The organism is Sphingobium tyrosinilyticum (assembly GCF_042654265.1).
GTDB classification, from domain to species: Bacteria; Pseudomonadota; Alphaproteobacteria; order Sphingomonadales; family Sphingomonadaceae; genus Sphingobium; species Sphingobium tyrosinilyticum.
Window position 1 is genome coordinate 50,775 of record NZ_JBHSFZ010000031.1, and the last position, 24,607, is coordinate 75,381.

General features: G+C 60.1%; 17 protein-coding genes. 10 read left to right on the forward strand and 7 right to left on the reverse strand.

Annotation, left to right across the window (positions count from 1 at the left end):
• Positions 1-109: 109 nt before the first annotated feature.
• The 5 genes from ACFO3E_RS14725 to ACFO3E_RS14745 all read right to left on the reverse strand — a co-directional run bounded on the left by ACFO3E_RS14725 (position 110) and on the right by ACFO3E_RS14745 (position 5,995).
• Positions 110-994, reverse strand: a complete 885-nt coding sequence (locus ACFO3E_RS14725; protein WP_066529648.1) for a 2-hydroxy-3-oxopropionate reductase — start codon at positions 992-994, stop codon at positions 110-112.
• A 5-nt stretch (positions 995-999) separates the two neighbouring features.
• Positions 1,000-1,782, reverse strand: a complete 783-nt coding sequence (otnI, locus tag ACFO3E_RS14730) for a 2-oxo-tetronate isomerase (protein ID WP_380805620.1) — start codon at positions 1,780-1,782, stop codon at positions 1,000-1,002.
• Positions 1,783-1,830: 48 nt separating this feature from the next.
• Entirely contained in the window at positions 1,831-3,153 is a 1,323-nt protein-coding gene (locus ACFO3E_RS14735) for a glycerate kinase type-2 family protein (protein ID WP_082919690.1), read from the reverse strand.
• Positions 3,153-4,826, reverse strand: a complete 1,674-nt coding sequence (locus ACFO3E_RS14740; RefSeq protein WP_066529645.1) for an L-lactate permease — start codon at positions 4,824-4,826, stop codon at positions 3,153-3,155. Before ACFO3E_RS14740 ends, ACFO3E_RS14735 begins: the two co-directional genes overlap by 1 nt.
• 95 nt (positions 4,827-4,921) lie before the next feature.
• Entirely contained in the window at positions 4,922-5,995 is a 1,074-nt protein-coding gene (locus ACFO3E_RS14745) for a TolB-like translocation protein (RefSeq protein WP_380805623.1), read from the reverse strand.
• 170 nt (positions 5,996-6,165) lie between these two features.
• Here ACFO3E_RS14745 and ACFO3E_RS14750 point away from each other — a divergent pair, with 170 nt between their 5' ends.
• Positions 6,166-8,370: a ThuA domain-containing protein gene (locus ACFO3E_RS14750; protein WP_380805626.1), complete on the forward strand. Its 2,205-nt coding sequence runs from the start codon at positions 6,166-6,168 to the stop codon at positions 8,368-8,370.
• A 146-nt stretch (positions 8,371-8,516) separates the two neighbouring features.
• On the opposite strand, the gene ACFO3E_RS14755 is transcribed toward ACFO3E_RS14750, so the two are convergent.
• Positions 8,517-8,645, reverse strand: coding sequence for a hypothetical protein (locus ACFO3E_RS14755; RefSeq protein ID WP_335676207.1), 129 nt, complete (start codon positions 8,643-8,645; stop codon positions 8,517-8,519).
• Positions 8,646-9,243: 598 nt separating this feature from the next.
• Between ACFO3E_RS14755 and ACFO3E_RS14760 the strand changes: the two genes are divergently transcribed.
• The 3 genes from ACFO3E_RS14760 (at position 9,244) to ACFO3E_RS14770 (ending at position 13,958) form a co-directional block, all read left to right on the forward strand.
• On the forward strand, positions 9,244-11,613 hold the full coding sequence (locus ACFO3E_RS14760) for a glycoside hydrolase family 3 N-terminal domain-containing protein (protein ID WP_380805629.1): 2,370 nt from the start codon (positions 9,244-9,246) through the stop codon (positions 11,611-11,613).
• Between the two features lie 54 nt (positions 11,614-11,667).
• Entirely contained in the window at positions 11,668-13,185 is a 1,518-nt protein-coding gene (locus tag ACFO3E_RS14765) for a GH39 family glycosyl hydrolase (protein WP_380805632.1), read from the forward strand.
• Between the two features lie 83 nt (positions 13,186-13,268).
• Positions 13,269-13,958 (forward strand): TetR/AcrR family transcriptional regulator, encoded by a 690-nt coding sequence (locus ACFO3E_RS14770; protein ID WP_066529634.1) that lies wholly within the window; start codon positions 13,269-13,271, stop codon positions 13,956-13,958.
• A gap of 62 nt (positions 13,959-14,020) precedes the next feature.
• On the opposite strand, the gene ACFO3E_RS14775 is transcribed toward ACFO3E_RS14770, so the two are convergent.
• Complete coding sequence (locus ACFO3E_RS14775) at positions 14,021-14,305, reverse strand: hypothetical protein (RefSeq protein ID WP_380805635.1); 285 nt, start codon at positions 14,303-14,305, stop codon at positions 14,021-14,023.
• 133 nt (positions 14,306-14,438) lie between these two features.
• On the opposite strand from ACFO3E_RS14775, the gene ACFO3E_RS14780 reads away from it, so the two are divergent.
• From ACFO3E_RS14780 to ACFO3E_RS14805, 6 genes are all read left to right on the forward strand, one after another.
• The gene (locus ACFO3E_RS14780) at positions 14,439-15,377 is read left to right on the forward strand and encodes a ThuA domain-containing protein (RefSeq protein ID WP_380805637.1); all 939 of its coding nucleotides are present in this window, start codon (positions 14,439-14,441) and stop codon (positions 15,375-15,377) included.
• 46 nt (positions 15,378-15,423) lie between these two features.
• Positions 15,424-17,682: a glycoside hydrolase family 3 N-terminal domain-containing protein gene (locus tag ACFO3E_RS14785; RefSeq protein ID WP_380805640.1), complete on the forward strand. Its 2,259-nt coding sequence runs from the start codon at positions 15,424-15,426 to the stop codon at positions 17,680-17,682.
• A 77-nt stretch (positions 17,683-17,759) separates the two neighbouring features.
• A complete protein-coding gene (locus ACFO3E_RS14790) occupies positions 17,760-19,058 on the forward strand; it encodes an acetylxylan esterase (RefSeq protein ID WP_380805643.1) in 1,299 nt (432 codons plus the stop codon).
• Between the two features lie 409 nt (positions 19,059-19,467).
• Positions 19,468-21,072 (forward strand): DUF5597 domain-containing protein, encoded by a 1,605-nt coding sequence (locus ACFO3E_RS14795; protein WP_380805645.1) that lies wholly within the window; start codon positions 19,468-19,470, stop codon positions 21,070-21,072.
• 139 nt (positions 21,073-21,211) lie between these two features.
• Positions 21,212-22,981, forward strand: coding sequence for a family 43 glycosylhydrolase (locus tag ACFO3E_RS14800; protein ID WP_380805648.1), 1,770 nt, complete (start codon positions 21,212-21,214; stop codon positions 22,979-22,981).
• A gap of 58 nt (positions 22,982-23,039) precedes the next feature.
• Positions 23,040-24,566, forward strand: a complete 1,527-nt coding sequence (locus ACFO3E_RS14805) for a GH39 family glycosyl hydrolase (RefSeq protein WP_380805650.1) — start codon at positions 23,040-23,042, stop codon at positions 24,564-24,566.
• Positions 24,567-24,607: the final 41 nt, after the last annotated feature.

Here is a 24,607-nt window from a genome sequence, read left to right on the forward strand (position 1 = left end):
GTATGACCTGTTTGCCGGCAAATGTCGATAAGGAATTGGCGCAGCTCCCCTGGCCGTTGAGTGACGCACATCTGCGGGCGTTTACCGGCCAGCAGATTTGACGCTCGGTCTAACCGCTGACCTTGTGATTGGCGGCCAGTTCCAGCGCCTCGACCAAAGCTGAATGGTCCTTGTCACCACCGCCGTTCGCGACGCAGCTGCTCATCAACTGCTGTGCAGAAGCCGTGCCGGGTAGGGAGAGGCTTAGCGTGCGAGCGCCCGACAGAGCCAGGTTGAGATCTTTCTGATGCAGACTGAGGCGGAAGCCGGGCGCAAAGCTGCGGTCGATCATCCGCTGGCCATGCACCTCCAGCACACGGGACGCGGCGAAACCGCCCATCAGTGCCTCGCGCACACGGGCGGGATCGGCGCCGGCGCGCGATGCGAATAGCAACGCTTCTGCCACCGCTTCGATATTCAGCGCGACAATGATCTGGTTCGCGACCTTCGTGATCTGCCCCGCGCCCACATTGCCGACCAGCGTGATATTCTTGCCCATGGCTTCGAGCAGCGGTTTCACCTTCTCGAACGTCTCGGCCTTCGCGCCGCACATGATGGTCAGGCTTGCGTTGCGCGCGCCCACCTCGCCGCCCGATACCGGGGCATCGATGTAGGCGCCGCCCAGATCTTCGATCCGCTTCGCGAAATCACGAGTTGCGATCGGGTCGATCGAACTCATGTCCATGACGATCGTGCCCGGCCTCAATCCGGTCGTGACACCATCGGGACCGAACAGCACATGATCGACATCGGGCGTGTCCGGCAGCATCAGGATGACGCATTCCACCTCGGCCGCGACCGCTGCGGGATCGCTGCAGGTGACGACACCTGCTTTTTGCAGTTCCTCGGCAAGAGGCGTGCGATTGATGCAGCTGTAAAGGCCGTGCCCCGCCGCCAGCAGATGGCCCGCCATAGGCCGTCCCATGATGCCTAGTCCGATGAATCCGATCTTCATGTCGATTATCCTGTTTGATTCAGAAATGGTTCGGCCCAGCCCAGGCCAGCGGCTGTATCCCCGGCCGGGCGATACTCGCACCCGATCCAACCGGAATAGCCTAGGGCGTCGATATGGGGCAGCAGCCAGGTATAATTGATCTCGCCCGTCCCCGGTTCGGCGCGTCCGGGATTGTCGGCGAGCTGGATGTGGCCAATTTCCGGCAACAAACGCTCGATGTTGCGGGCAAGATCGCCCTCCATGACCTGCATATGGTAGATGTCATATTGCAGCTTCGTGTTCGGCCGCCCCACCTCGCTCAGGACGGAGAGAGCCGCCTCGCTGGTCGAATAAAAATAGCCGGGAATGTCCACGCGAGTGTTGATCGGCTCGATCAGCAAATCGATGCCATGAGGTGCAAACAGGTCTGCGGCAAAGGCGACATTATCGACCAGCGTTCTCCGGTTTCGCGGGTCGGCGGGCGCTTTCCCGGCCATGAGATGCAATCTGCGGCACCCGAGACGGCGCGCATAATCCAGCGCCCAAGCCGCCCCGCGCCGACATTCATCGATCTGGTCGGGTAGCGCCCCGATTCCGCGCTGGCCGCGTTCCCAATCACCTGCGGGAAGATTGAAAAGGACGATCTCCAAACCGTTCCGAGCGGCTCGCGCGGCGATCTCATCGGCGGAAAACTCATAAGGGAACATGAACTCGACGCCACGAAAACCCGCATCTGCCGCCGCGTTGATCCGATCGAGAAAAGCTAGGTGCGTGAACATCAAGGACAGGTTGGCCGCAAGCTTAACCACGAAAATTCACTCCTATTCCAGACCTCGGACGCCGCCCGGGCAAGTCACCTAAAATGCAATGCCAAGAACAAGGTCCATCACATTGGTCCCCGTGGGACCCGTGCGCAGCAGATCCTGTGTCATGTTGAACAGCGTGTAGCTGTCGTTTCGCGCGAGCATTTTGAGCGGCTTGAGGCCAAGAGCTTGCGCCCGCGCGACCAGAGAGCCATCGGCAAAGGCTCCAGCGGCATCGGTGGGTCCGTCAGTTCCATCAGTGCCAGCGGCGAGCAGTGCGACCCGTTCGACCGCCTCCAGCTCCAATGCGGCGACCAGAGCGAATTCCTGATTGCGTCCGCCTTTTCCGTCGCCCGTCACGTGCAAGGTCGTCTCGCCCGCCGATATAAACAGTGCAGGGCGTTGCGCGGCAGGACAACTACGCAAAACTTCAGCCATCGACCGGGCCTGCACATGCGTGTTGCCGGTCATGTTTGGATTCACGACATGGAAGCCGAGCCCTGCATCCCGAGCGCCATGTCGCACTGCGTCGAGTGCGCTGCCGCTGTCTCCCAGAAGCACGACGTCGGCCCTGCTGACCTCACGATGCGGAAGAGGGGCTGGCGGCGTGGCGAGCAGGGCGCGCACGGCTGAAGGGATATGATCGAGCAAACCGTAATGTGCGATGATCTCCAGCGGGTCGTCACCGCCGGGTGATGAGCGGATGGTCGGCCCGGACCCTATCGAACCATGGTCCCCGCTCGGCACGTCCGATAAGAGCAACGTAAGGCAGGCGGCAGGCGCGATATAGTCGAGCAATTGCCCACCTTTTACCCGGGATAGTTGTTTGCGCACGCAATTGATTTCTTCAATCGAGGCGCCGGACCGAAGCAGGAGTTCGGTGGTCGAAGACTTTTCCGATAATGTGATGCCTGCCGCGGGCGCGACAAGCAGGGCGGACGCGCCCCCCGAGAGGAGAACGATAACGCTGTCATTCCGGGTCAGGCCATTCACCGTCCTCAGCAATTCCTCCGTGGCCGCGACACCCGCCTCGTCCGGCAGGGGGTGCCCGGCCTCGAGTTGCCGGATGCGGTACAAGGGCGCGCGATGATCGCGCTTCACGATGATGCAACCATCATCTATCCTGTCGCCGAATAGCGTTTCAATGCCCTGCGCCATCGCCGCGGCCGCTTTGCCCGCGCCAATCACGATCAGACGCCCCCGGGGATCCATGGGCCAATCGATCGCCTGCCTGTCTTTCTTAATGAACCACCCGGTTTTAGTGGGAGGGCCCAGGCTTTCGACCAGATGATCGCCTCGCACCGCGTCCAGCGCTGTGCCAAACAGCAACTTCAGAAGGCTTCGTGCTTCCTGCACCGTATCGATCGTCACTGGCATCAGGGTACAAGCAAGGTGAAAGGATAAACATAGGCCTGCAACATCACGAATAGACCTATCAGCGATCCCAGAGCCAGACTGTGCACAAAGACATGGCGCAGGATGCGTCCTTCCTGCCCGAACCATTGAGTAGCGGTCGAAGCGACGACGATGCTCTGCGCATCGATCATCTTGCCCATGACGCCGCCTGCACTGTTCGCGCCCGCCATCAGCACCGGCGACAGGTTCAGCTGCTCCGCCGTCACCTTCTGGAGACCGCCGAACAGGACATTCGACGCCGTGTCCGACCCGGTCACCGCAACCCCCACCCAACCCAGCATCGTACCGAAGAAGGGGTAAAGCGTCCCGGTTGCCGCGAATGCGAGGCCCATCGAGGCATCGATACCGCCGAAACGCGTCAGATAGCCAAGGGCCAGCATCGCTGCGATCGTCAACAGGGACGGCAGGACCATTATCCAAGTGCGAGCATAGATAGTCCCCAATCGGCGCGGCGAAATGCGCAGCAACGCTGCGCTCAGCAGCGCCGCCACCAAAATGGCCGTTCCGGTGGCGGAAAGCATGTTCAGATTATAGACGGCTTTTTCGAACTCAGGATGCGTGACGACCGGAGGTAACCGCTGGATGACGCCGTCCAACCCGGCAAAAGACAGATGGAGCGCGAAGATGTCGTCGAGCGAGCCTTTCACGAATGGCAGACCCCATATGAAAACGCAGGCGGTCAGGATTATCCAGGGCATCCATGCCCGCTTGACGGCCGCAGCCTCATAGCTTGCCGATGGCGCACTCACGCTGTCGGTCGTAGCGGCTGCATCACGCTCATCACCAGGCGCCAGCGGTGCTTCGTTCACTGCCATGATTCGCGCGGGTTGCCATATCCTGAGGAAGAGGATGAGCGCGACGATGGAGGCAAGCGCAGCGCCGATCGAAGTCAGCCAAGGCCCATGCAGATTTGATATCGCGAGTTGCACTGCGGCGAAGCTGGTCCCTGCCACCAGCAAGGCAGGCATCACCTCCATCGTCCGGCGCCATCCGCAATAAGCGACGAGCAGCCAGATCGGCACGATAAGGGCGAAAGGCGTCATCTGTCGCCCTACCATGGCGGACAGTTCCAGAAGCGGAAGACCCGTCACCCCGGACAGAGTGACGAGCGGCGTGCCGAGCGCCCCGAACGCCACAGGAGCAGTATTGGCAATCAGCGACAAGCCGGATGCCTGCAGCCGGGTAAACCCCAACCCGATGAGCATGGCGCCCGTCACCGCCACCGGCGTTCCAAAACCAGCCGCACCTTCGAAAAAGGCGCCAAAGCAAAAGGCGATCAGCAGCAGTTGCAGGCGGCTGTCGGGCGTAATCGTGGTGATGGCTGTGCGCAGCACATGGAACTGCCCGGTCGCTTCGGTCAATTGATACAGGAAGATGATGTTGAGCACGATCCAGCCGATCGGCAACAACCCATAAGCCGCGCCAAAGCCGGCGGCGCGCAGGGCAAGCCCCGCAGGCATGCCGAATACCAAAATCGCCACCAGCAATCCAGCGGCCAGGCCCATCAGCGCGGCCACATGCGCACGGACATGAAACAGGCCGATCGCCCCAAGAAGGACGATGACAGGCACCGCTGCAACCAGCGCCGACAGCCAGCCACTGCCCAGCGGATCATAATTTTGCGACCAGATCATCCCGAAACCTTTTGCGCTATCCTATGCCGGTCCTGGGGCCGCAAACGGGACGGAGCCGGTAAACCGCTCCGCCCCGCCGCCCCCTTTGGACCAATTCAGAACCCTGGCGCCAAATCCATCAGCACGATGCCTTGCCCCACACCCGCGTCGATGACGTCGGCGGAACCTACCTGCGCTGCGATCATGCGGCCATTGGGTCGAACCACCGGGTTACCGTATTTCCAGCCGCCATATTGGACGATGTCGGTCATGCGCGTGTAGCGGGGCTTGCTGGGATCGAGATCGAGAACGCACAGGTCCATACCCTTTGCGCGATCTTGGGCACATTCGACCAGCGCACGGCGCCCGTCCGGGAAAATCCCCTCAACCTCGCCATAAAGGGTGGTGGGTGTCGGATAACGGGTGATCTTCTTCGTTTCGAAATCAACGGAAATCACCTGCGTCTCAACGCCTGTAGGTCCCTTGCCATATCCATAACAGGGCATCAGCAGCCCCTTGTCGCCCGGAAGGAAATCCTGGGCTTCCACAAAACAATCCGTGGTCGTGACGATTTCCCGCTTGTCTTCCATCTTTGCTGCGCCATCTCGCACCGCGATGCGGCCGGTATAGACCGTTGTCGCGGCGGGCTTTCCCGCCGCCGCAGGACGCATCTCGCTCCAGGCAATCATGTTGCTGCGCGGGCTGGTCGCAATCCCTTCAAATATGGTGACACCCAATGGCACGGGCGCGCGGGTCGCCGATGGGTCCATCCAGAACAGTTCGATCCGGCTGAAACGGGTTTCCTCGCGCGTCTTGCCCAAAATGCGGGGCCCCAGCAGCGCGAAGCTGCCGTCCGCGATATAATGGACCCGCAGAAAACCCTCGCTTGGCGCGTGGCCGGTCAGATTGCGGATCTGACCGGTCGCCATGTCATATTCGAAGGCGTCGCCATAGGACTTGCCGATAAAGGCTAGCTTGTCTCCCTTTGGCGAGAAAACCGGACGCTCGCCGAAAGCCGAGATCAGGCGCTGTCCAGGCGGCATGTCCAGGATCGGATTGCCGGGCTTGTTGCCGAGTGGAAGGGTCACCGGAACCGGATCGCCGCGCGTGAATGTTTGCGCCGACAGCGCCGACGACAGCAGCATCGGCGCGGCCATCGCTGCCAGAAACTGGCTTACCTTCATAGTCATTCTCCCTATTTCAATCCCGCTCCAGCGTGGGAGTGATCGCCAGTCAAGCAATGGCGGCGCCCATCCCACCATGCGGCAAGCCATTTCCCGCATGGTGGGATGGCTGATTGTGGCGACGCCGTCTTGGACTAGAGGGAGAGGGCAATGACGGATATCGACAGGGAGAGATCATGCCGGACATCATGCCAGTCAGCCGACGCACCGCGCTGGCACTGAGCGGCGGAGCGCTTCTCTCCCGCCTCGAGTCCGCCATGGCCGCACGCGCAAGCCGCGATGTCGCGCCGGACTGGGCGACAGAACCGATGCGCTGGTTCCAGCTCGCCTTCACAGAGGATGACGTCGGCCATTTCGATCCCAAATTCTGGACCGATTATTTCCGGGACATCCATGCCGACGGGGTGTGTCTGAGCGCTGGTGGCGGGATCGCTTTCTATCCGACGGCGATCGCCTATCACGGCATGGCTCCAGGGGTGGACAGGGGGCAGGACCCGTTCGGCGACATGGTCTTCGCCTGCAAGAAGATGGGCCTGCGCGTGCTTGCCCGCATCGATCCCCACGCGATGAATGCAGCGGCTGCCGCCGCGCATCCCGAATGGGCACTCACTGGTCCAGATGGCAAGAGCAAGCGCCACGGCAGCGCGCCCGATCTGACGCTGACCTGCGCTTACGGCCCCTATAATTTCGAACTGATGCCCAAGGTGATTGAAGAGATTGCCCGGCGCTATCCCATTGACGGCGTTTTCGGCAATCGCTGGAACGGAAGCGGTACCTGCTATTGTGAAAGCTGCCGGACGCAATACCGGGCCGCGTCGGGGCTGGACATACCGCTTGATCCGGATCCATCGACACCCGCGGGGCGCCGCTATGCCGCCTGGGTGGAGACCCGCCTTTTCGCGCTGATCGACCGTTGGAACGCTGCAGCGCGCAAGCATCGCCCTTCGGCCAGCTTCATTCCCGGCAGCGACCGGCGCGGCCTGGTCGAACTGAATGGCCCCGGTCTGTCGCAACGGCTTCCCATCGCCTTTTGTGACCGCCAGGCCCGATCGGTCGAAAACTCACCATGGGCACCAGGACCTGAAGCATGGGGTGCCGGCCGATATACGCGCGAACTGCGCGCGTTCATGCAGGACAAGCCTGTCGGCCATATCATTTCCGTCGGCGTGGAGGAATCCTATCGCTGGAAGGATTCGGTGCAGGCTGCGCCTGAAATCCGTATCTGGGCAGCCGGCGCGATTGCGCAAGGAGCGCGTCCCTGGATCACTAAATTCAACGGCAAGCCGCTGGACAAGCGCTGGATGGACGTGGTTCGCGATCTCTATCAATGGCATCACGCCAATGACCGCTATCTGCGCAATACGCATAATCTCGCGCGAGTCGGGCTGGTGCTATCGACCCGCACGCCACCTTTCCTTGGCGGATGGAAGCAACGGCACGATTTGGATGGGCATTTGCGCGGCTTCTATCAGGCGCTGCTGGAGTCCCGCATTCCTTTCGACATGATCGACGACGGCTTCCTCGACGAGGCAAGCCTCTCCCGCTTCAGAACGCTGATCCTCGCCAATGCTGCCGTGCTCTCCGATACCCAGTGCCAGCAAGTCCGCGCCTTCGTCGCCCGCGGCGGTTGCGTGATCGCAACGCATCAGACCTCGCTGTTCGACGGCGATGGACAGCGCCGTCCAGACTTTGCACTGGCCGACCTGTTCGGTTGCTCCGTCACAGGTGAGGAGGAGGGACCGCTCCGCAATGCCTATCTGACAATCCACCACGCGCACCCTGCGATGGCGAAGTTGCCAGAGATCAGCCGGACGATCGGCCCAATCCGGCGGCAACCGGTCAAGGCGCGCAATGCGTCGGAGGTGGCGCTGACGCTGGTGCCATCCTACCCTGACCTGCCGATGGAGCGGGTCTATACTGACCGCACGGAAAGCAACATCCCCATGGCGATCTGTCGCCAAGCCGGTAAGGGCCGCGTTGTCTATCTGCCAATGGATATTGATCGCACATTCGCCGAACTGTCGCATGGTGATCATCTGACCCTGCTGCAATCAATGGTGGACTGGGCGCACGACGAGCAGCAGCCGCTACAGATTGACGGACCGGGGTTGGTGGACATCGCATACTGGCGTCAAAAAAACTCTGTCACCGCGCACCTGGTTAGCCTCAACAATCCCATGACGATGCGGGGCAGCTATCGTGCGGCGATCCCGACAGGCCCTTATCGAGTCGCCCTTCAGCTTCCGGCTGGCACGCGGCCCTTGCAGGTGCGCAGGCTATCTAGTGGCGACCATGTTCCAATTCAGGTCGATGGCGAGCGCGTCATCGTCGATGTGCCGCTCATTGATTACCATGAGGTGATCGCCGTCGATCTTGGATGACAAATCGGGGCGATTCGGCGTTGCGCGCAGGAACCGGGCATGATGTTGGATCGTCTCCAACCCGCGAGCCTGCGCCGCGTCCCTTGTCTGGAGAAGGATCCCATACTTTCAGGCAGTCCTGCGAGTTTTGCTAGAGCAGAATCCGATCAATCGGGCTCATCGGCAGCCTCGACCTCGTCCGTCACAAGCCTTCGGCTTCGAAGGCAGGCGAGATGGGCAAGGCTTTCGCCCGTGGCAAGACCAAGAACGCTTCGATCGGTCTGGCCTTTGAACAAGACTGGAAAAACGTCGATCGCCCGTTCCGGCGTTTCAACGAGCGTGAGTGTGCGAGGCCGACTTCATGGCCTTCGATCAAGGCACCGATGCGGGCATGCAGACCATGAAACGGTTTACCATGGGCTGGAAGAACGAGCACATTGTCCGATACTTTTTGGCGGATCGCCTCAAGGGTCTCCAGCCAGTCAGTGAGCGGATCTGCCGCGGGCTCTAGAGGCTGTACCGAAACATTCGATGAGATTTCAGGCGGTACCTGATTTCCAGAAATCAGCAACTTCATCTCGGGACAATGGAGCAGAGCATGCTCGGGCGAATGACCTTTGCCGATCATTCGCGGCCTGATCACCTATCGTCCGTGCGTCTATTCCGGAAGGCAGCAGTTCCGCTATCCGCATCCAATCACCCATTCACGCCTCCCGATCTTGAGCCGTTGGCCATCCTCCATCGCACGGAAACTGATAAAGCATCTTGCCAGCCGTTCAGACCAATAATGCAACGTTCCTGTTTACTTATAGTTGCGTCCTGTTGTAAGACGCGCGGATAGCGGTCCTCAGTTGCAGAGCGGGGGATCGGCGAAACATTCGGACGGAGGATTTCTTGGCTGATCGGCTCGCCGTTACGCGGCGTATGTTCATCGTTTCAACCGCTCTGGCGATGCCTGTGGTCGCAATGGCTGAAGGTGCGGGCAAAGCGCTATATCGCAATCCCAAGGCGCGGATCGAAGATCGCGTCCGCGATCTGCTAAGCCGGATGACCCTGGAGGAAAAGGCCGCGCAGATGCGGTCGATCGCCTACACGAAATCCCGGTTCCTCGAGGGCGATAATTTCTCGCCCGAGAAGGCAAAGCAGGTCTTCGTCAACGGCATCGGGCAGATCGGCAATCCGAGCGATACCAATGGTACGGCGCGTGTTGCCAAGGACGCCTATCGCGCCGTTGGGGAAACGATCGACCTGGTGAACGCGATCCAGCGGCACCTGGTTGATAATACCCGCCTCGGCATCCCCGCATTGTTCCATGAGGAAACAGCCCATGGCCTCAAGGCGCGGGACGCGACCATTTTCCCGATCCCGCTCGGGCTTGGTAGCACCTGGGACCCCAAGCTGGTCCAGCAGGCTTACGAACTGGCAGGGCGTGAAGCCCGCATGCGTGGCGCTACCGTCGCGCTCAGTCCGGTCCTGGACCTCGCCCGTGATCCCCGCTTCGGGCGGGTCGAGGAGTTTTTCAGTGAAGACCCTTATTTGGTCAGCCAGATGGGCATTGCGTCTGTCCGCGGTCAGCAAGGACAGCGGCCGTTGGCGGCGGACAAGGTCTTCGTGACGCTTAAGCACTTCATTCACGGCGCGCCAGAGAGCGGGCTCAACATCGGCCCGGCTGACATGAGCGAGCGGACGCTGCGCGAGAATTTCCTCGTGCCCTTCGCGCAGGTGATCAAGAAGGCCGATCCTGCTGTTATCATGCCGTCCTACAATGAGCTCGAGGGCGTTCCTTCCCACGCTAATTATCAACTGCTTCAACGTACCGGGCGGGAGCGGCTTGGCTTTCGCGGCGCGTATTTCAGTGATTATGGCGGTGTCACCAATTTGGTCACGCATCATCAAATGGCGGCGAATGACGATGATGCCGCTGTGCTGGCAATCCATGCAGGCGTCGACGCAGAAATGCCGGAGGGTCAGGCCTATGCCCGATTGCCCGAGCTGGTGCGCGCTGGCCGCATTCCCGAAGCAAGTATCGACGCCGCGGTGTCCCGCATATTGGCCCTCAAGTTCGAGGCCGGCCTGTTCGAGAATCCCTATCTGAACAAATCCCGCGCCCTGCGTCAGGTCAATGCCCCCGCTAGTAAGGCGCTTGTGCGCAAGGTTGCGCAAAAGTCGCTCGTGCTGCTCAAAAATGACGGTTTGCTGCCGATTGATCCGGCTAAGCCGCGAAAAATTGCGGTTGTTGGGCCTAATGCGGTTGAACCTTTGTTTGGGGGCTATTCCTCCGTCAACGCGCAGGCCGTCGGGATATTGGCGGGCGTGAAAGCAGCTGCCGGGCACGCGATCTCCATCGAGTATGCCGAAGGTGTCCAGATCGTCAAACCGGACCCCACCGGTCAGCACCTGCCGGCCCGCGCGGCGCGCTACGCCGATGCGGCGGAAAATGCGGTGCGCATAGCCCAGGCTGTGGAGGTCGCGAAACGGTCGGACGTCATCCTATTGGTCGTTGGCGACGTGCCGGAAATCACCCGCGAGGCAATTCACGCAGGCGCTCCGGGCGATCGCAACAGTCTCAATCTGTTCGGCGATCAGGATGCGTTGGTGGATGCGATGATTGCGACGGGCAAGCCGATTGTCGCCTTGCTGATCAACGGACGTCCGCTCGCCGTTAATCGCCTTGCGGACAAGGCCAACGCTCTGGTGGAGGGCTGGTATCTCGGCCAGGAGGGCGGAAACGCCTTTGCCGACATCCTTTTCGGCAAAGTCAATCCGGGGGGCAAATTGCCGATCACTTTTCCCCGTTCGGTTGGCGACCTGCCAATATTCTACAACAAGCATTCTTCGGCAAGGATCGGCCAGCGATATGTAGAGGCGAAGCCAACACCGCTTTTTCCCTTCGGCTATGGCCTGAGTTACACGACGTTCGAAATGTCCGCGCCACGCCTTGCCAAGTCCACCATCGCGGTAGGCGAGACGGTGATTGTGGAAGTCGACGTCACCAACGCTGGGCAAAGGACTGGCGACGAAGTGGTCCAGCTTTATGTTCGCGACGATGTGAGTTCTGTGCCGCGCCCCGTGCTGGAGTTGCGCGGCTTCGAGCGTGTGACCTTGAGGCCGGGGGAAAAGCGCACCGTGCAGTTCAGCCTTGATCCCGACAGCCTGGCGTTCTGGAACATCGACATGAACTATGTGGTGGAGCCGGGAACCTTCACGATCCATGCCGGGCCGAACTCGGTCGATCTGAAGTCGGTAAAGCTTACGGTCGCCTAACAATCATATGGTAAGGGCGGCCTATGCATGCGACCGTCCAAAGGAGTGCAGATCATGTGGGATCGCCGCGAAATCATCGGTGCCGGAGCAGCAGCCTTGGCTGCTTCCGCTCTTGCGAAGCCTGCCTTTGGCCAGACCGCCACTGAACATGTGGAGATTGACCTGCGCCGCGAGACGGGCGCACTGGACCACATCTGGTCGCGGTGCGCGGGGTCGGATCGGGCGTCCGCCACGATGCGCGAGAGCTGGCGGCATGATCTAGAGCGGTTCCGTGCCGAGACGGGGCTGGAACGCGTGCGGTTCCACGGCATTTTCAACGATGATCTTGGCGTTTGGCCCGGTGGCATGAACGGCAAGGACCCAAACTTCCAGAATGTCGATGATGTGTATGACGGCGTGCTGGCGAGAGGGGTGCAACCCTTTGTCGAACTGAGCTTCATGCCCAAGAAGCTGGCGAGCGGGAACACAAAGCTCAACTTCACCTATAACGCTAATATTACTCCGCCTGCCTCGCCGGAGGCGTGGGGTGATTTTATCGGCGTTTTCGTCCGTCACCTCATCGACCGCTATGGTCTTGGTGCCGTACGCCAATGGTATTTCGAGGTCTGGAATGAGCCGAACCTGACCTGGTTCTTCAGTGGAACCCAGGCCGACTATTTTGCAATGTACAAGGCTGCGGCGCGCGCAATTAAAGCGGTGGATCCAAAGCTTCGCGTCGGAGGCCCTTCCACCGCCGCAGCGCAATGGATGCCGGAGTTCCTGGGCTTTTGCGCTCAGGAAAATTTGCCCGTCGACTTCGTATCGACGCATATCTATGCCGGTGACGACCAGAAGGAGCTGTTCGGTCAGGCGAATTTATATCCCCACAAGGATGTGATCCCCGCAGCCATGGCCAAGGTACGGAGCCAGATCGACGCGACGCGGTATAAGGGCGCCGAGCTGTGGCTATCGGAATGGTCGTCCGACAGCCCCGCAATGATCGCCCATGTCATCAACAATTGCCTGCCCTACTGCCATGCCATGTCGCAATGGTGCATCAGCAATGTGTTTGAGGAGATCAACTTCCCGAATTTCATCCTCAAGGAAGGCGATGGGGGCTGGGGCATGATTGCCCAGCGCGGCATCCCGCGCCCGTCGTTCAACACCTATAAGTTGCTGCACCGGCTCGGGCCGCGTCGGCTGGCAGCCACCGGCCCAGCTCTTGCCAGCAAGACCAGGACCGGCGCAGCCGCACTGATATGGAACCTGGCCGAAGTGAAGCAGCCTTCGGGGATACCAGGCATGAGCAAGGAGCGGATCGTTACGGGAGAACGCAAAAAGATCGAGGTCAAACTGACAGGCGCTGCTCCAGGAAAGAGCGTGCGCGTTAGCTATGTCGATCAGGAACGGGGCTCGCCCCTCCCCAAATGGCGGGAATTAGGTTCGCCGCAATATCCCAATAAGGATCAGATTGAGCAGATCCGCCGCGCTGCCGAACTCGCGCCACCGGAAACGCGCCGGTTAAATGAACAGCGTGTCTTGACGCTGGACCTGCCGCCAGAAGGCGTCGCACTTGTTGAAATATCCGAATGACCGGCGCCGGAATTGGCGTGTTCGGGCGGCTTGCAGCTCAGACGATATATCCATAAGTGAGACATGCCTAACGAAGACGGGACATGTGGGTGAAGGAAGCCAAGAAGCGCGGTTCGCGGGTTGACGCAAAACCTGAACCTAAAGCGACGCGGGTTCGGCGCATGGGCCGGCCACCGAGCAAAAGGGCGGGCGAGATAGAGGAAGCCATTCTATCGGCCGCGAAAGAACTGTTCCTGTCGCTCGGTTATGAAGCGACTTCGATGGAAGCGGTGGCGCAGGCGGCTGGTGTCTCCAAACGAACCCTCTATATCCGTCACTCGACCAAAGAAGCGCTGATAAAGTCAGTCGTGGAAGATCGCGTCCGCAACTGGTCCAATGAAGCAAGTGCCCGAAACAGTGACGTGCCGGAGAAATTTCCGGACAGCCTGAAGCGTCACGCGCAGACCTTTGTCCACATGCTCGCTAACCCTGAAGTTCGGCAGTTCGACCGGTTAATCATGACGACTGCGCAGCGCTTCCCTGAAATCGCTGAAACTTTTTACAACGTAGGCTACAATTACGAGCTCGGTTTCCTCACCAACGAAATCATCAGAGGAACTCAGGACGATGCGGTGCCTCCTAAGGAGCCCAGACGCGTGGCGCTGCAGTTGTTGAGCATGATCCAGGGTTGGCGCAGGACCGAGGAAACGGTGCGCACGATCAGCCCTGAGGAGGCGGCGGAATTTGCGTCCCAGGCGGTAGATGTGCTGTTGCGCGGCAGAGACAGTTGGTAGAGGCGCAGGCGCGCCTGACGCGGCTGGCCGGAGCATATGATAGCCGGCCAGCCGCCTGAAGCTTAGTTGGCCTTCAGTTTGGCGAGGTCCGCGTCAACCTCGGCAAGCACCTTGTCGGTGATCTGATCGGGCGAATATTGCTGAATGTCCTTCAGTGTCATCGAACGAGCCATATCGACCTGATCGTTGGTGGTCATGCCGGGAACGTGCTTTTCCAGAACGGCTTTTGCTGCCGGATCGTCAAGCAGGGCGCCGATTTCCGTCGTCGAGCTCGAATAGGTCGCCTGAGCAAAAGCGGGCAGGGGCGCCATCGCGAAAACCGCCGCTGCCAGGATCAATTTCTTCATCTTCTTCTCTCCATCAATGAGTGGCAAACTCTCTAGCAGGATCTCGTATAAATGCAACGAGGCTGTTTACTTCTCTCGTCATAAGGGGCTATACCTTGCCAGCTGCTGAACAACGTTGACCAAGGGTGAGGTGATGAAGACAATCGCGAAGAGGAAGGTGCTCCGCGTCCTGGCTGTGCTCGCGGCGGCCCTGATCCTCACTCTGGTCGGCCTTTCCATAATGTTCATGATGGCTGTGGGACCTGGTAATTTCGGCCGGTTGGTGCTGGGCATCGGCAGCAGCTATGATGAGACGCCGCCTCCCATACCTGCTCGGCTGCATGGCCCTGCCATTCTCATCTTTTCCAAGACGAATGGATTTCGCGACGACGCGCAGATCGTTGCGGCCAACCGCGCGTTGGAGCAAATCGCGCGTCAGCACGGCTGGGACAGCTACACGACCGAGAATGCCGCCATTTTCAACCCGGCCCAGCTTGGCCGCTTTAAAGCCGTAATATGGAATAGCGTGAGCGGCGATGTGCTGACCGAGGAACAGCGTGACGCGTTCCGCAAGTGGCTGGAAAAGGGTGGTGGCTTTGTCGGGCTGCACGGAGCGGGCGGCGATCCGCAATATGCCTGGCGATGGTATGTGGATGACCTGATCGGAACCCAGTTCATAGGCCATATCATGGATCCGCAATTCCAGATGGCGACGCTCAACGTCGAGGATCGGGACCACCCCGCGACCCGTCATATGGGCCGGACATGGCGCCGCTCCGACGAATGGTATTCCTTCGCGACGAACCCCCGCGACAAGGGCTACCACATTCTTGTGACGATCGATGAGGGGACTTACCGCCCCGAGGAAAAGCTGCTGCCTTTCACAAAGCCTAAGAACATCCGCATGGGCCCCGATCATCCAATGGTTTGGACACATTGCGTGAAGGATGGGCGTGCATTTTATTCCGCGCTGGGGCACGCAGCCTCCACTTACCAGGAGCCGCAGCACCGTGAAATGATTGCCGGGGCGATCAGCTGGGCAGCCGGGCTGCAAGGGCCCCGTTGCGCAAGCGGCAAGGAATTTACCTCATAACCAGCGGTTGACAGACCGCGTGTCTTTTTACTGGAGTTGCCCAAGAATGTTGCGCGAAACCAATTTCAGTCGCAGGTCTGTCCTGATCAGCTCCGCCTGCCTGTTCGCATGGCAGGCCTCGGGCATTCCGGCGGCGATGGCCGCTGTTCGCCGTCCGCTCTCCAGCCGGGTCAAGTCGTTGATCGCGCAGATGACGATCGAAGAAAAGGCGGGGCAGCTCACGCTCATGCCGACACCTTGGACGTCGGCCGCAGCGGCCAAGATCAATCCGGAGGCGGCCTTGCGCAACGTCGAGAATTTGACGGGCGACGCGCAGGCCGGGCGGCTGGGCGGCGTGTTCAACGGTTTCGGAGTGGAAGCGCATCGCAAGCTTCAGACGGCAGCGATGAGGGGGCGGCTTGGAATTCCCATGATCTTCGCGGGCGATGTGATCCACGGGTACCGCACGGTTTTTCCGGTGCCTCTTGGCGAAGCGGCAAGCTTCGACCCGGACCTTGCCGAGCGCACCGCCCGTGCGGCGGCAGTGGAAATGGCGGCGACCGGTATCGATTGGGTCTTCGCGCCGATGGTGGACATAGGGCGCGACGCACGCTGGGGCCGGACGGTCGAAGGCGCGGGCGAGGATGTGCTGCTGTCACGCGACATGGCTCGCGCGCGGACCCGGGGTTTTCAGGGCCGGTCTCTTGCCGATGACGCTTCGGTCGCCGCCTGCATGAAGCATTTTGTGGCTTATGGCGCGGCGGAAAGCGGGGTGGACTATAACACGGCGGACATTTCGGAACGCACGCTACGCGAAGTCTATCTGCCGCCGTTCCAGGCTGCCGTGGATGCAGGTTGCGCCACCGTCATGGCCGCGTTCGAGGATATTGCGGGTCGTCCAATCCATGGCGGCCGTGAGTTCCTGACCGACATATTGCGCGGTGAGATGGGCTTCGACGGACTGGTCGTCGGCGACTATAATGGCGATGTGGAAATCGCAGCGCGCGGCCTTGCGGCCGACGCGCGCGACGCGGCACGGATCGCCATCATGGCAGGGCTCGACATGAGCATGGCGAGTGGCATCTACCGCGATCATCTGCCTTCGCTGGTACAGGCGGGGGAAGTACCGATGGAGCGCGTGGAAGAGGCGGTCGGCCGCGTCCTCGCGCTCAAGGAAAGCCTTGGTCTGTTCGAAGATCCTTTCCGCCGCATGGACCTCAAGCGCCAGCAGACGCGCATGCGCACGAAGCCGGCGCTCTCGCTCGCACGTGAGGCGGCTCAGCGCTCGATCGTCATGCTCAAGAATGACGGCGACCTTTTGCCTTTGCCGCGCAAGGGCAAGCGCATCGCGATCATCGGTCCCTTCGCTGAAGGACCCAGCAATCTCCACGGTCCTTGGACACTCTTCGCCGACAACAAGGAAGCGGTTGATCTGGCCAGCGGCGCGCGGTCTGCGGTCAGCGACCCTTCGCTCGTTACCGTGGTGAAGGGTAGCGAGATTTCGGCGCCGATTGACGGCGGGATCGATGCAGCCGTGGCGGCCGCCCGCGCGGCGGATATCATTATCCTTGCGGTGGGCGAGCGCGAGGCGATGTCGGGCGAGGGCGCCTCGCGTGATCTGATCGTGGTCCCCTCCCCACAACAGGCGCTGGCCGAGGCAGTGGCCGCGACGGGTAAGCCAATGGTCGTCGCCCTGCGCAACGGCCGCGCACTCGCGCTGGAAGGCGCGATCCTTAATGCCCCGGCAATCCTGGTCACCTGGTTCCTGGGTTCGGAAATGGGCAATGCCGTCGCCGATATCCTGTTCGGAGTTACAGGCCCATCGGGGCGCCTCCCCGTCAGCTTTCCCATTTCAGCCGGGCAGGTGCCTTATTATTACGCGCATCGCCGGCCGGGTCGACCCACCAACGCACGATATATTACATCCAAATATGAGGCGCGGTTTCCATTCGGTCATGGGATGACCTATGGGAAAATCGGTTATGCCGATCTGGTCCTGTCGTCCAAGCAGATACCGAAAGATGGCCGCTTACGCGTGAGCGTCACGGTCAAGAACGACGGCAAATATGCTGCCAAGGAACTGGTCCAGCTATATGTCCAGGACGTGGTGGCAAGCGTCACCCAGCCGATCCGCGAGTTGAAGGCCTATCAGCATGTCGATCTGGCACCAGGGCGCTCGCAGCAGGTCACATTTGACCTCGCGATTACTGATCTTGCCTTCCTTGGTGTTGATCTGAAGCCCGTCATCGAAAGGGGCAAGTTCAAGCTGTGGATCGCGCCTTCCGCCGAAGCTGCCGGTCTCGCCGGAGAGTTCGAGGTTTCCTGATCCTGCTGTAAATCAAGCGATTACACTGCAGGGCGTAAAGGGACAAAATGATGTTGCGCGTCATCACAATGGCCGTCTTGGCCGTCTGCCTGTCCACTGCGGGCAGTGCCCAAGAGGCGACACAGGCTACAGCGGAGGCGCTGAAGGTAACGCCGGATCACGCAACGGGCGTGTATGCTGTGCGAGAGCCTGTTGGGTGGACGTTCGCCGCGTCCGGTAGCGCGGCGCGCCGTTACACCTATGCGGTGCGTGAAAACAACAAGCGCGAGCTGCTCAGTGGTGAGTTGGATCTTTCGTCGGGCGAGGGGAGGATCACAACAGAATTGAACCATCCCGGCATGCTGCTCGTGCGCCTCACCCCAACACTGCCGACCCCCCTTTTGAGCACGGCTGTGCGCAATAAACTGACCATTGGAGCGGCCGTTGCGCCCGAGCGGATACGTCCCGGTGAAGCTGAACCGGAAGACTTTGATGCATTTTGGTCGCGCAAATTAAAGGCGCAGGCCGCAGTGCCCCTGAACGCTACTGAGACACCAGTGGAGGCGACCACAGCCGGGATCGAGATGTCGAGCGTCACATTCGATGCCCTGGGGTCCAAGGCACACGGCTATCTCGCCAAACCGAGCGGACCGGGCAAGTATCCTGCCCTCATCATATTCCAATATGCCGGCGTCTATAAGCTACCGAAAAGCGAATCCGCCAAGCGAGCCAAGGAGGGTTGGCTGGTGCTGAACATCCAGGCGCATGACATGGCGCCCGATGAAGCGACGGCTCCTGCCGATTATTTTCTTAGGGGCAATCGTAGCCGGGAAACATCCTACTTCCTCGGCATGTATCTGCGCGCGAGCAGGGCGGTGGATTATCTCCGCTCCCACCCGGAATGGGATGGCCGTACAATCGTGCTGACGGGGGCTAGCCAAGGGGGGCAACAGAGCTTCGCCGCAGCTGGCTTGAACCCTGGCAAGATCACCGCGGTGGTGGTGATCGTTCCCGCGGGAGCGGACATAACCGGCGATCGCTATGGTCGTCGCCAGGGTTATCCGAGTTGGACAAGCACCGACCCCGCCGTGGTGCAAACCGGCCGATATTTCGACATCATCAACTTCGCGCCACGCATCAGGGCTCCCACGGTCGCGGCGGTGGGGCTAGCCGATATCGTCGCGCCCCCAGCTGGAATTGTTACCGCTGTCAATCGCATAAAGGCGCCAAAGGAGGCCGTGCTGATGGTCGAAGCCGATCACACGCTCAATCACATCAACGGAAACAGACGCGTCGATGAGGCTCTAGCAGAACTTCGTCGGATGGGCCGTCTGACCATTAAGAAGTCTTGGGGCGGAACGGTAAAAGTAAAGGTTGATGCAACGCCTCATCGCTAGGTGTTCTAGTCTATTCTGCTTCCAAGATCAGCGAGCGGCGGCAGTCGACAAGCTATGACTGTGGGTGCCCCGGGCCGCTGAGCCGGCCTCGGCAATAGGACGCGTCTGCCTACATGCAGGGGATCGGCATGCCCCGCGCTCCTTCACGCTTCAACTTTTGCCACCTCAAGAGAAGCACAGGCAAGTTGCGGCGTCACTTGACCAGGCGGATTCGATATCTGCTGCGAATAAAGGACTCTTGGTCCTTGCGCGGGCCTCGCGACAAACGGCAGTGATGCCAGAGGAAAATGGCCCGTAAGCGAGATGCCTGACAAGTGAGCGGCCAAGCGGACGCACCCGAACAATGAAACGAGGCTGTTTACTTTGCCGAGAATATAGGTATAGCGGTCGGCAGTTGACAGGAGATCATGTGCACCACTCTATTTCCTTTCCGGCGCTCCTGCTCTCGTGCGCTGTTCTGGCAGGGCACGCCCTGGCGGGTGAGTTACCACGCCTTCGCACGGAAGATGGGCGGCATGCATTCCTGGTGGACGGCAAGCCCTATCTGATGCTGGGCGCACAGGTGCATAATTCGAGCAATTACCCCTCAGTACTTCCTGAGGTGTGGCCGGTGATGAAGGCGTTGAACGCCAACACGATCGAAGTGCCTGTCGCGTGGGAGCAGTTTGAGCCTATAGAGGGCAGGTTCGACTATAGCTGGGTGGACACGCTGCTGGCCCAGGCGCGCAAAAATGACATGCGTGTCGTGCTGCTTTGGTTTGGGAGCTGGAAGAACGGCGAGTCAACCTACACGCCGGAATGGGTGAAGGCCGATACGAAGCGCTTCCCCCGTCTGCATAAGAGGGACGGCCGCCCCACAAACACGCTTTCCCCACTGGGCGAAGCGACGCTCGCTGCCGATCGGAAGGCTTTTGTGGCCCTGATGCGGCATTTGCGCGAAGCCGATCGCCAGCACACGGTCATCATGGTCCAGGTTGAAAATGAGATCGGGAGCCATGGCGTTGCTCGGGACTATTCTCCTGCAGCCGAGCAGCTATTTGCCCAGTCAGTGCCCGAAGACATCCGCCGCGCGTCGGGAAAGCAGGCCGGGACGTGGGCGGAGGCGTTCGGTAAGGAAGCAGACCAGGCATTTGCCGCGTGGACCTATGCGCGGTTCGTGCAAGAAGTGGCTGCCGCCGGCAAGGCAGAGAAGAACTTGCCCCTCTATACTAACGCTGCGGTCTTCGATGCGACGGGCACGGCCATGGCCTCTTCGGTCGCGAGCGGTGGTCCCAATTGGAACGTGCTGCCAATCTGGAAGACTGCCGCGCCTGCGCTCGACCTCATTGGTCCTGACCTCTACCTGCCGCTCGAAAAAACCTATCTGGGCCTGCTCGATCGCTACGCCCGGTCGGACAATGCGCTGTTTGTCCCCGAGACGAGCAACGCGGTCTGGGCTGCTCGTTTCTTTTGGGCGGCGCTGGGGCGGGGGGCTATCGGCTGGGCGCCTTTTGGCATGGATGGCACCAACTACTCCAACTACCCGCTCGGTACGAGAAAGTTGGACGCCGCCGCAATCGAGGCATTTGCCGCCCCTTACCGCCTGTTCCGGCCGATCGCGGGCGACTGGGCCGCGATCGCCAGCAAGCATCCGACCTGGGGCACCGCCAAAAACAGCGCGGGAGAAGACTCAACGTCCATGGGCAGCTGGAAGATCTCCGTCGCCTATGGCCGCAACAGCTTCGACATCCCCTGGCCGAACCAGGAGTCGCCGCCATGGGCGAAGGAGCCCGTTGGGGGTGGTGTTGTTGCCCAACTGGGACCTAATGAATTCCTGGTCGCCGGACAGTATAGCCGCTTCAAATTCACGCCCATCGATCCGGCCGCGAACGGACAGATCATGAGCGCGGAAGAGGGGACGTTCATCAATGGCCGTTGGCAAGCCAGCCGTCGCTGGAATGGTGATCAAATCTCCTATGGCTTCAACTTCAACGAGCAGCCTGCGCTGCTTCGGGTGAAGCTCTCGACCTACTGAATGGGTCCTTGTCACAGGTCCTGGACCCGCCTTGGCGGTGCACAAAGTAGCGCCAAAATGCAGCCCGCTTTCTAACAACAAGAAAATAGATTTCCAAATTTGAGGGGGCCAGCGCAACATGGCAAATAGAGTCTGCAAAATGATTCCGGGTCGCGATGCCACCGCCAGGCCGCATATGGTCCGGTTTGCCTGCCTGATTGTCGCTGGCGCGATATTCTCATCCACCCATCCGTTGCAAGCAGCTGGTGCTGATCGATTTGCGACCTATGCGAACCCGGTCGATCTACCCTATCGCTATCAGGTGCCTTCGCCGTTTCGCCCGCTTCAGCCGCGACCGAAAGAGGCGTTCCGGGAAGCGGCAGATCCCACCATTGTCTTGTTCAAGGGCCGCTACTGGCTCTTTGCTTCGCACTCGAGCGGCTACTGGCACTCGACGGACCTTTTGCGATGGGAGTTTGTCCAGCCCACCGGATATCCGGCTGACAAATTCGCTCCTACCGTCGTGGCCATTGACGGCAAGCTGTATCTCGCCACCAGCGAGGACACCCGGCACATTTGGGTGACGGAGGATCCGATGAGCAGGAACTGGCGTGTGGCCGCAGATATCGATGCTGGCTATCAAGACCCCGCTCTTTTCCGGGACGATGATGGTCGGCTTTACCTTTATCATGGCCTGACATCCAAAGGCCCCCTTCATGCTGAGGAGCTTGATCCCAAGACGTTTCAGCCGATCGCGAAGGTGGACATCCCTCAATCGCGCAAACCGGACGAGCGCGGCTGGGAAGTTCCGGGCGATCGGAACGAGAGGCTGAAAAACCTGACCTTCGTCGAGGGCGCCTGGATGACGAAGCGCAAAGGGCGCTATTATCTTGAATATTCAGCCCCTGGCACGGAGTTCAGGACTTATGCCAATGGGATGCTGGTGACCGACAAACCCATGGGGCCGTTCGTCTATCAGGATTATAGTCCTTTTGCGTTCAAGCCCACCGGCTTCATCGCAGGAGCAGGGCATGGATCGACCTTCCAGGGAAAAGACGGCCAGTGGTGGCACGTGGGAACGATGACAATTTCTCAACGGCACATCTTCGAGCGCCGGCTGGGGCTGTTTCCGACCAGCTTCTCACAATCGAGTGAAGTGATCGCCGACACCTATCTGGGTGATTATCCGCGCTATGTCAGGGGCAGCCGGAAGCTCACAGGATGGATGCTGCTCTCGCGCCGGAAAGGCGTGAGCGCCTCTTCGACATTGGACGGCTTCCCTGCGCAAGACGCAGTCGATGAGGAAGTGCGCAGCTGGTGGTCGGCCAAGACCGGCGGAGCAGGCGAATGGTTTCAGGTGGACCTTGGCGCCCCCAAGCGGATCGAGGCGGTGCAGATCAACTTCGCCGATCAGGACGCTAAAGCGCTGGGGATCAGCGCGGACGTCTATAAGTACGTCCTCGAACTGTCGCTGGATGGCCGGACATGGAAAGCCGCTGTCGATCGCTTGCGGAACGGCGTCGACGCCCCCCATGACTATGAGGTTCTGCCCAAGCCGGAGCGTGCTCGCTACGTTCGGCTCCGCAACTTCCATTCTCCAGACGGCGGTAAGTTCTCGCTTTCGGATCTGCGCGTCTTCGGCAATGGCGGAGGGGTAAAGCCCGCCAAGGTGCGGCAGGTGTGGTTTAAGCGGGACGGCGATGACGGGCGCAAGGCGGTGATCAACTGGGCACCGGCACGCGGGGCCGAATTCTACATCGTGCGATTGGGTGTCCGCCCCAACCTTATGAACCAGAATTACCAGGTCTATGACGGTCAGACCTCAATCACCGTGGCCAGCCTGAATATTGGCAAGGGCTATTGCGTCGCCATCGACGCTGTGAACGAAAACGGAATCACCTCAGGCCGAACCCCGATTTGTTCAAGATGAGCGTGCCTGCACCAAGCATCGCTTAAGCAGTTTCGCCATAAGGATAGGATAAGTTAGGATGGATGAGACGCCTGTTTGGACGCGCCGCGAGTTCGCTGCGATGGGCGGAGCGGTTGGCGCTGCTGCGATGACCTCCGCCGGATGGGGGCAAAGCGTGGGCGGAGCTAATGCAACTGAACTTGTAGAAATCGATTTGCGCCGCGAGACTGGGAAGCTGGACCACATCTGGTCGCGCGTGATGGGATCAGACCGCGCCGCAATCACGATGCGAGAGCCTTGGCGTAAGGATCTGGAGCGCTTCAAAAATGAGGCAGGTCTGAGACGTGTGCGTTTTCACGGAATCTTCAACGATGAATTGGGCGTCGGCGCGAACGGCAATTTCCAGAATGTTAACGCCGTCTATGACGGATTGTTGAACCGCGGCGTCCAGCCCTTCGTGGAATTGAGTTTCATGCCGCGTGCGCTCGCGAGCGGAAAGAAAGAGTTTGGATTCTATAAGGCGAATGTCAATCCTCCTACTTCAACGGATAAATGGTCGGAGCTGGTAGAGAAATTCGTTAGCCATCTCGTTCAGCGCTACGGACTATCAGAAGTGCGGCAATGGTATTTTGAAGTTTGGAACGAACCGAACCTCACATCCTGGTTCTGGACCGGAACGCAGGAGGAATATTTTGCCCTTTACAAGGCCAGCGCGCACGCCGTTAAGACGGTTGATCCTGCACTCAGGATCGGTGGGCCGGCGACTTCGGCTATCCAGTGGATTCCGCAGTTCCTCGACTACTGCGAAAGGACGAATTCACCCGTCGATTTTGTGTCCACCCACATTTACCCCGGCGACGATCAGGCCATGATCTTCGGTCAGGCTGCAAAGTACAAGGAATATGACGTCGTTCCTGCCGGCGTGGCGCTCGCCCGCAAGCAAATCGATGCGACCCGGTTTAAGGGAACCGAATTGTGGCTGAACGAATGGTCGTCCGACAGCCCGGCTATGATCGCGCATGCCATCACGCAAAGCCTTCCTCACTGTCATGCTATGGGCCAATGGCAGATCAGCGGCGAATATGAGGAGAATATGGTCGCGAACTGGGTCTTCAAGGAAGGGCAGAATGGCTGGGGTATGCTGGCCCGTGGCAGCGTCCCAAAACCAGAGTTCAACACGTATAAGTTGCTCAATCGGCTGGGCGATCGCAAGCTTGCGGCGAAGGGGCCCACCTTGGCCTCGACAAGAGATGGCGGGAAGTTTTCAGCTCTGGTCTGGAACCTTGCCGACGTGCAGCAGGCGCCAGGTATCCCTGGCGCTAGCCGGGATCGCAGGGTCACAGGTACGCGCAAGACGATGATCGTGAGGATGCGCGGCGCGCAGGCCGGGCAGCAGGTACAGGTCACCTATGTCGATCAGGAGCGCGGTTCCCCTTATCCTGCATGGCGGGCCATGGGGTCTCCGCAATATCCCACACGAGAGCAAATGGACATCATCCGCAAGTCTGCAGAGTTGGCTGCGCCTGAACTGCGAACGCTCAATGGTCGTGGCGAAATCACCCTGGATCTACCTGCAGAGGGCGTAGCGCTGATCGAGGCTGTGTGATCCTGGGAGGGATAATCATTCGGCTACATCAGTGATCGCGC

Bases quoted from the DNA above. Each gene is read 5' to 3' on its own strand.
- ACFO3E_RS14725 (WP_066529648.1), bottom strand. From the start codon at position 994: ATGAAGATCGGATTCATCGGACTAGGCATCATGGGACGGCCTATGGCG.
- ACFO3E_RS14735 (WP_082919690.1), bottom strand. From the start codon at position 3,153: ATGCCAGTGACGATCGATACGGTGCAGGAAGCACGAAGCCTTCTGAAG.
- ACFO3E_RS14740 (WP_066529645.1), bottom strand. From the start codon at position 4,826: ATGATCTGGTCGCAAAATTATGATCCGCTGGGCAGTGGCTGGCTGTCG.
- ACFO3E_RS14745 (WP_380805623.1), bottom strand. From the start codon at position 5,995: ATGACTATGAAGGTAAGCCAGTTTCTGGCAGCGATGGCCGCGCCGATG.
- ACFO3E_RS14750 (WP_380805626.1), top strand. From the start codon at position 6,166: ATGCCGGACATCATGCCAGTCAGCCGACGCACCGCGCTGGCACTGAGC.
- ACFO3E_RS14765 (WP_380805632.1), top strand. From the start codon at position 11,668: ATGTGGGATCGCCGCGAAATCATCGGTGCCGGAGCAGCAGCCTTGGCT.
- ACFO3E_RS14770 (WP_066529634.1), top strand. From the start codon at position 13,269: ATGTGGGTGAAGGAAGCCAAGAAGCGCGGTTCGCGGGTTGACGCAAAA.
- ACFO3E_RS14775 (WP_380805635.1), bottom strand. From the start codon at position 14,305: ATGAAGAAATTGATCCTGGCAGCGGCGGTTTTCGCGATGGCGCCCCTG.
- ACFO3E_RS14780 (WP_380805637.1), top strand. From the start codon at position 14,439: ATGAAGACAATCGCGAAGAGGAAGGTGCTCCGCGTCCTGGCTGTGCTC.
- ACFO3E_RS14785 (WP_380805640.1), top strand. From the start codon at position 15,424: ATGTTGCGCGAAACCAATTTCAGTCGCAGGTCTGTCCTGATCAGCTCC.
- ACFO3E_RS14800 (WP_380805648.1), top strand. From the start codon at position 21,212: ATGATTCCGGGTCGCGATGCCACCGCCAGGCCGCATATGGTCCGGTTT.
- ACFO3E_RS14805 (WP_380805650.1), top strand. From the start codon at position 23,040: ATGGATGAGACGCCTGTTTGGACGCGCCGCGAGTTCGCTGCGATGGGC.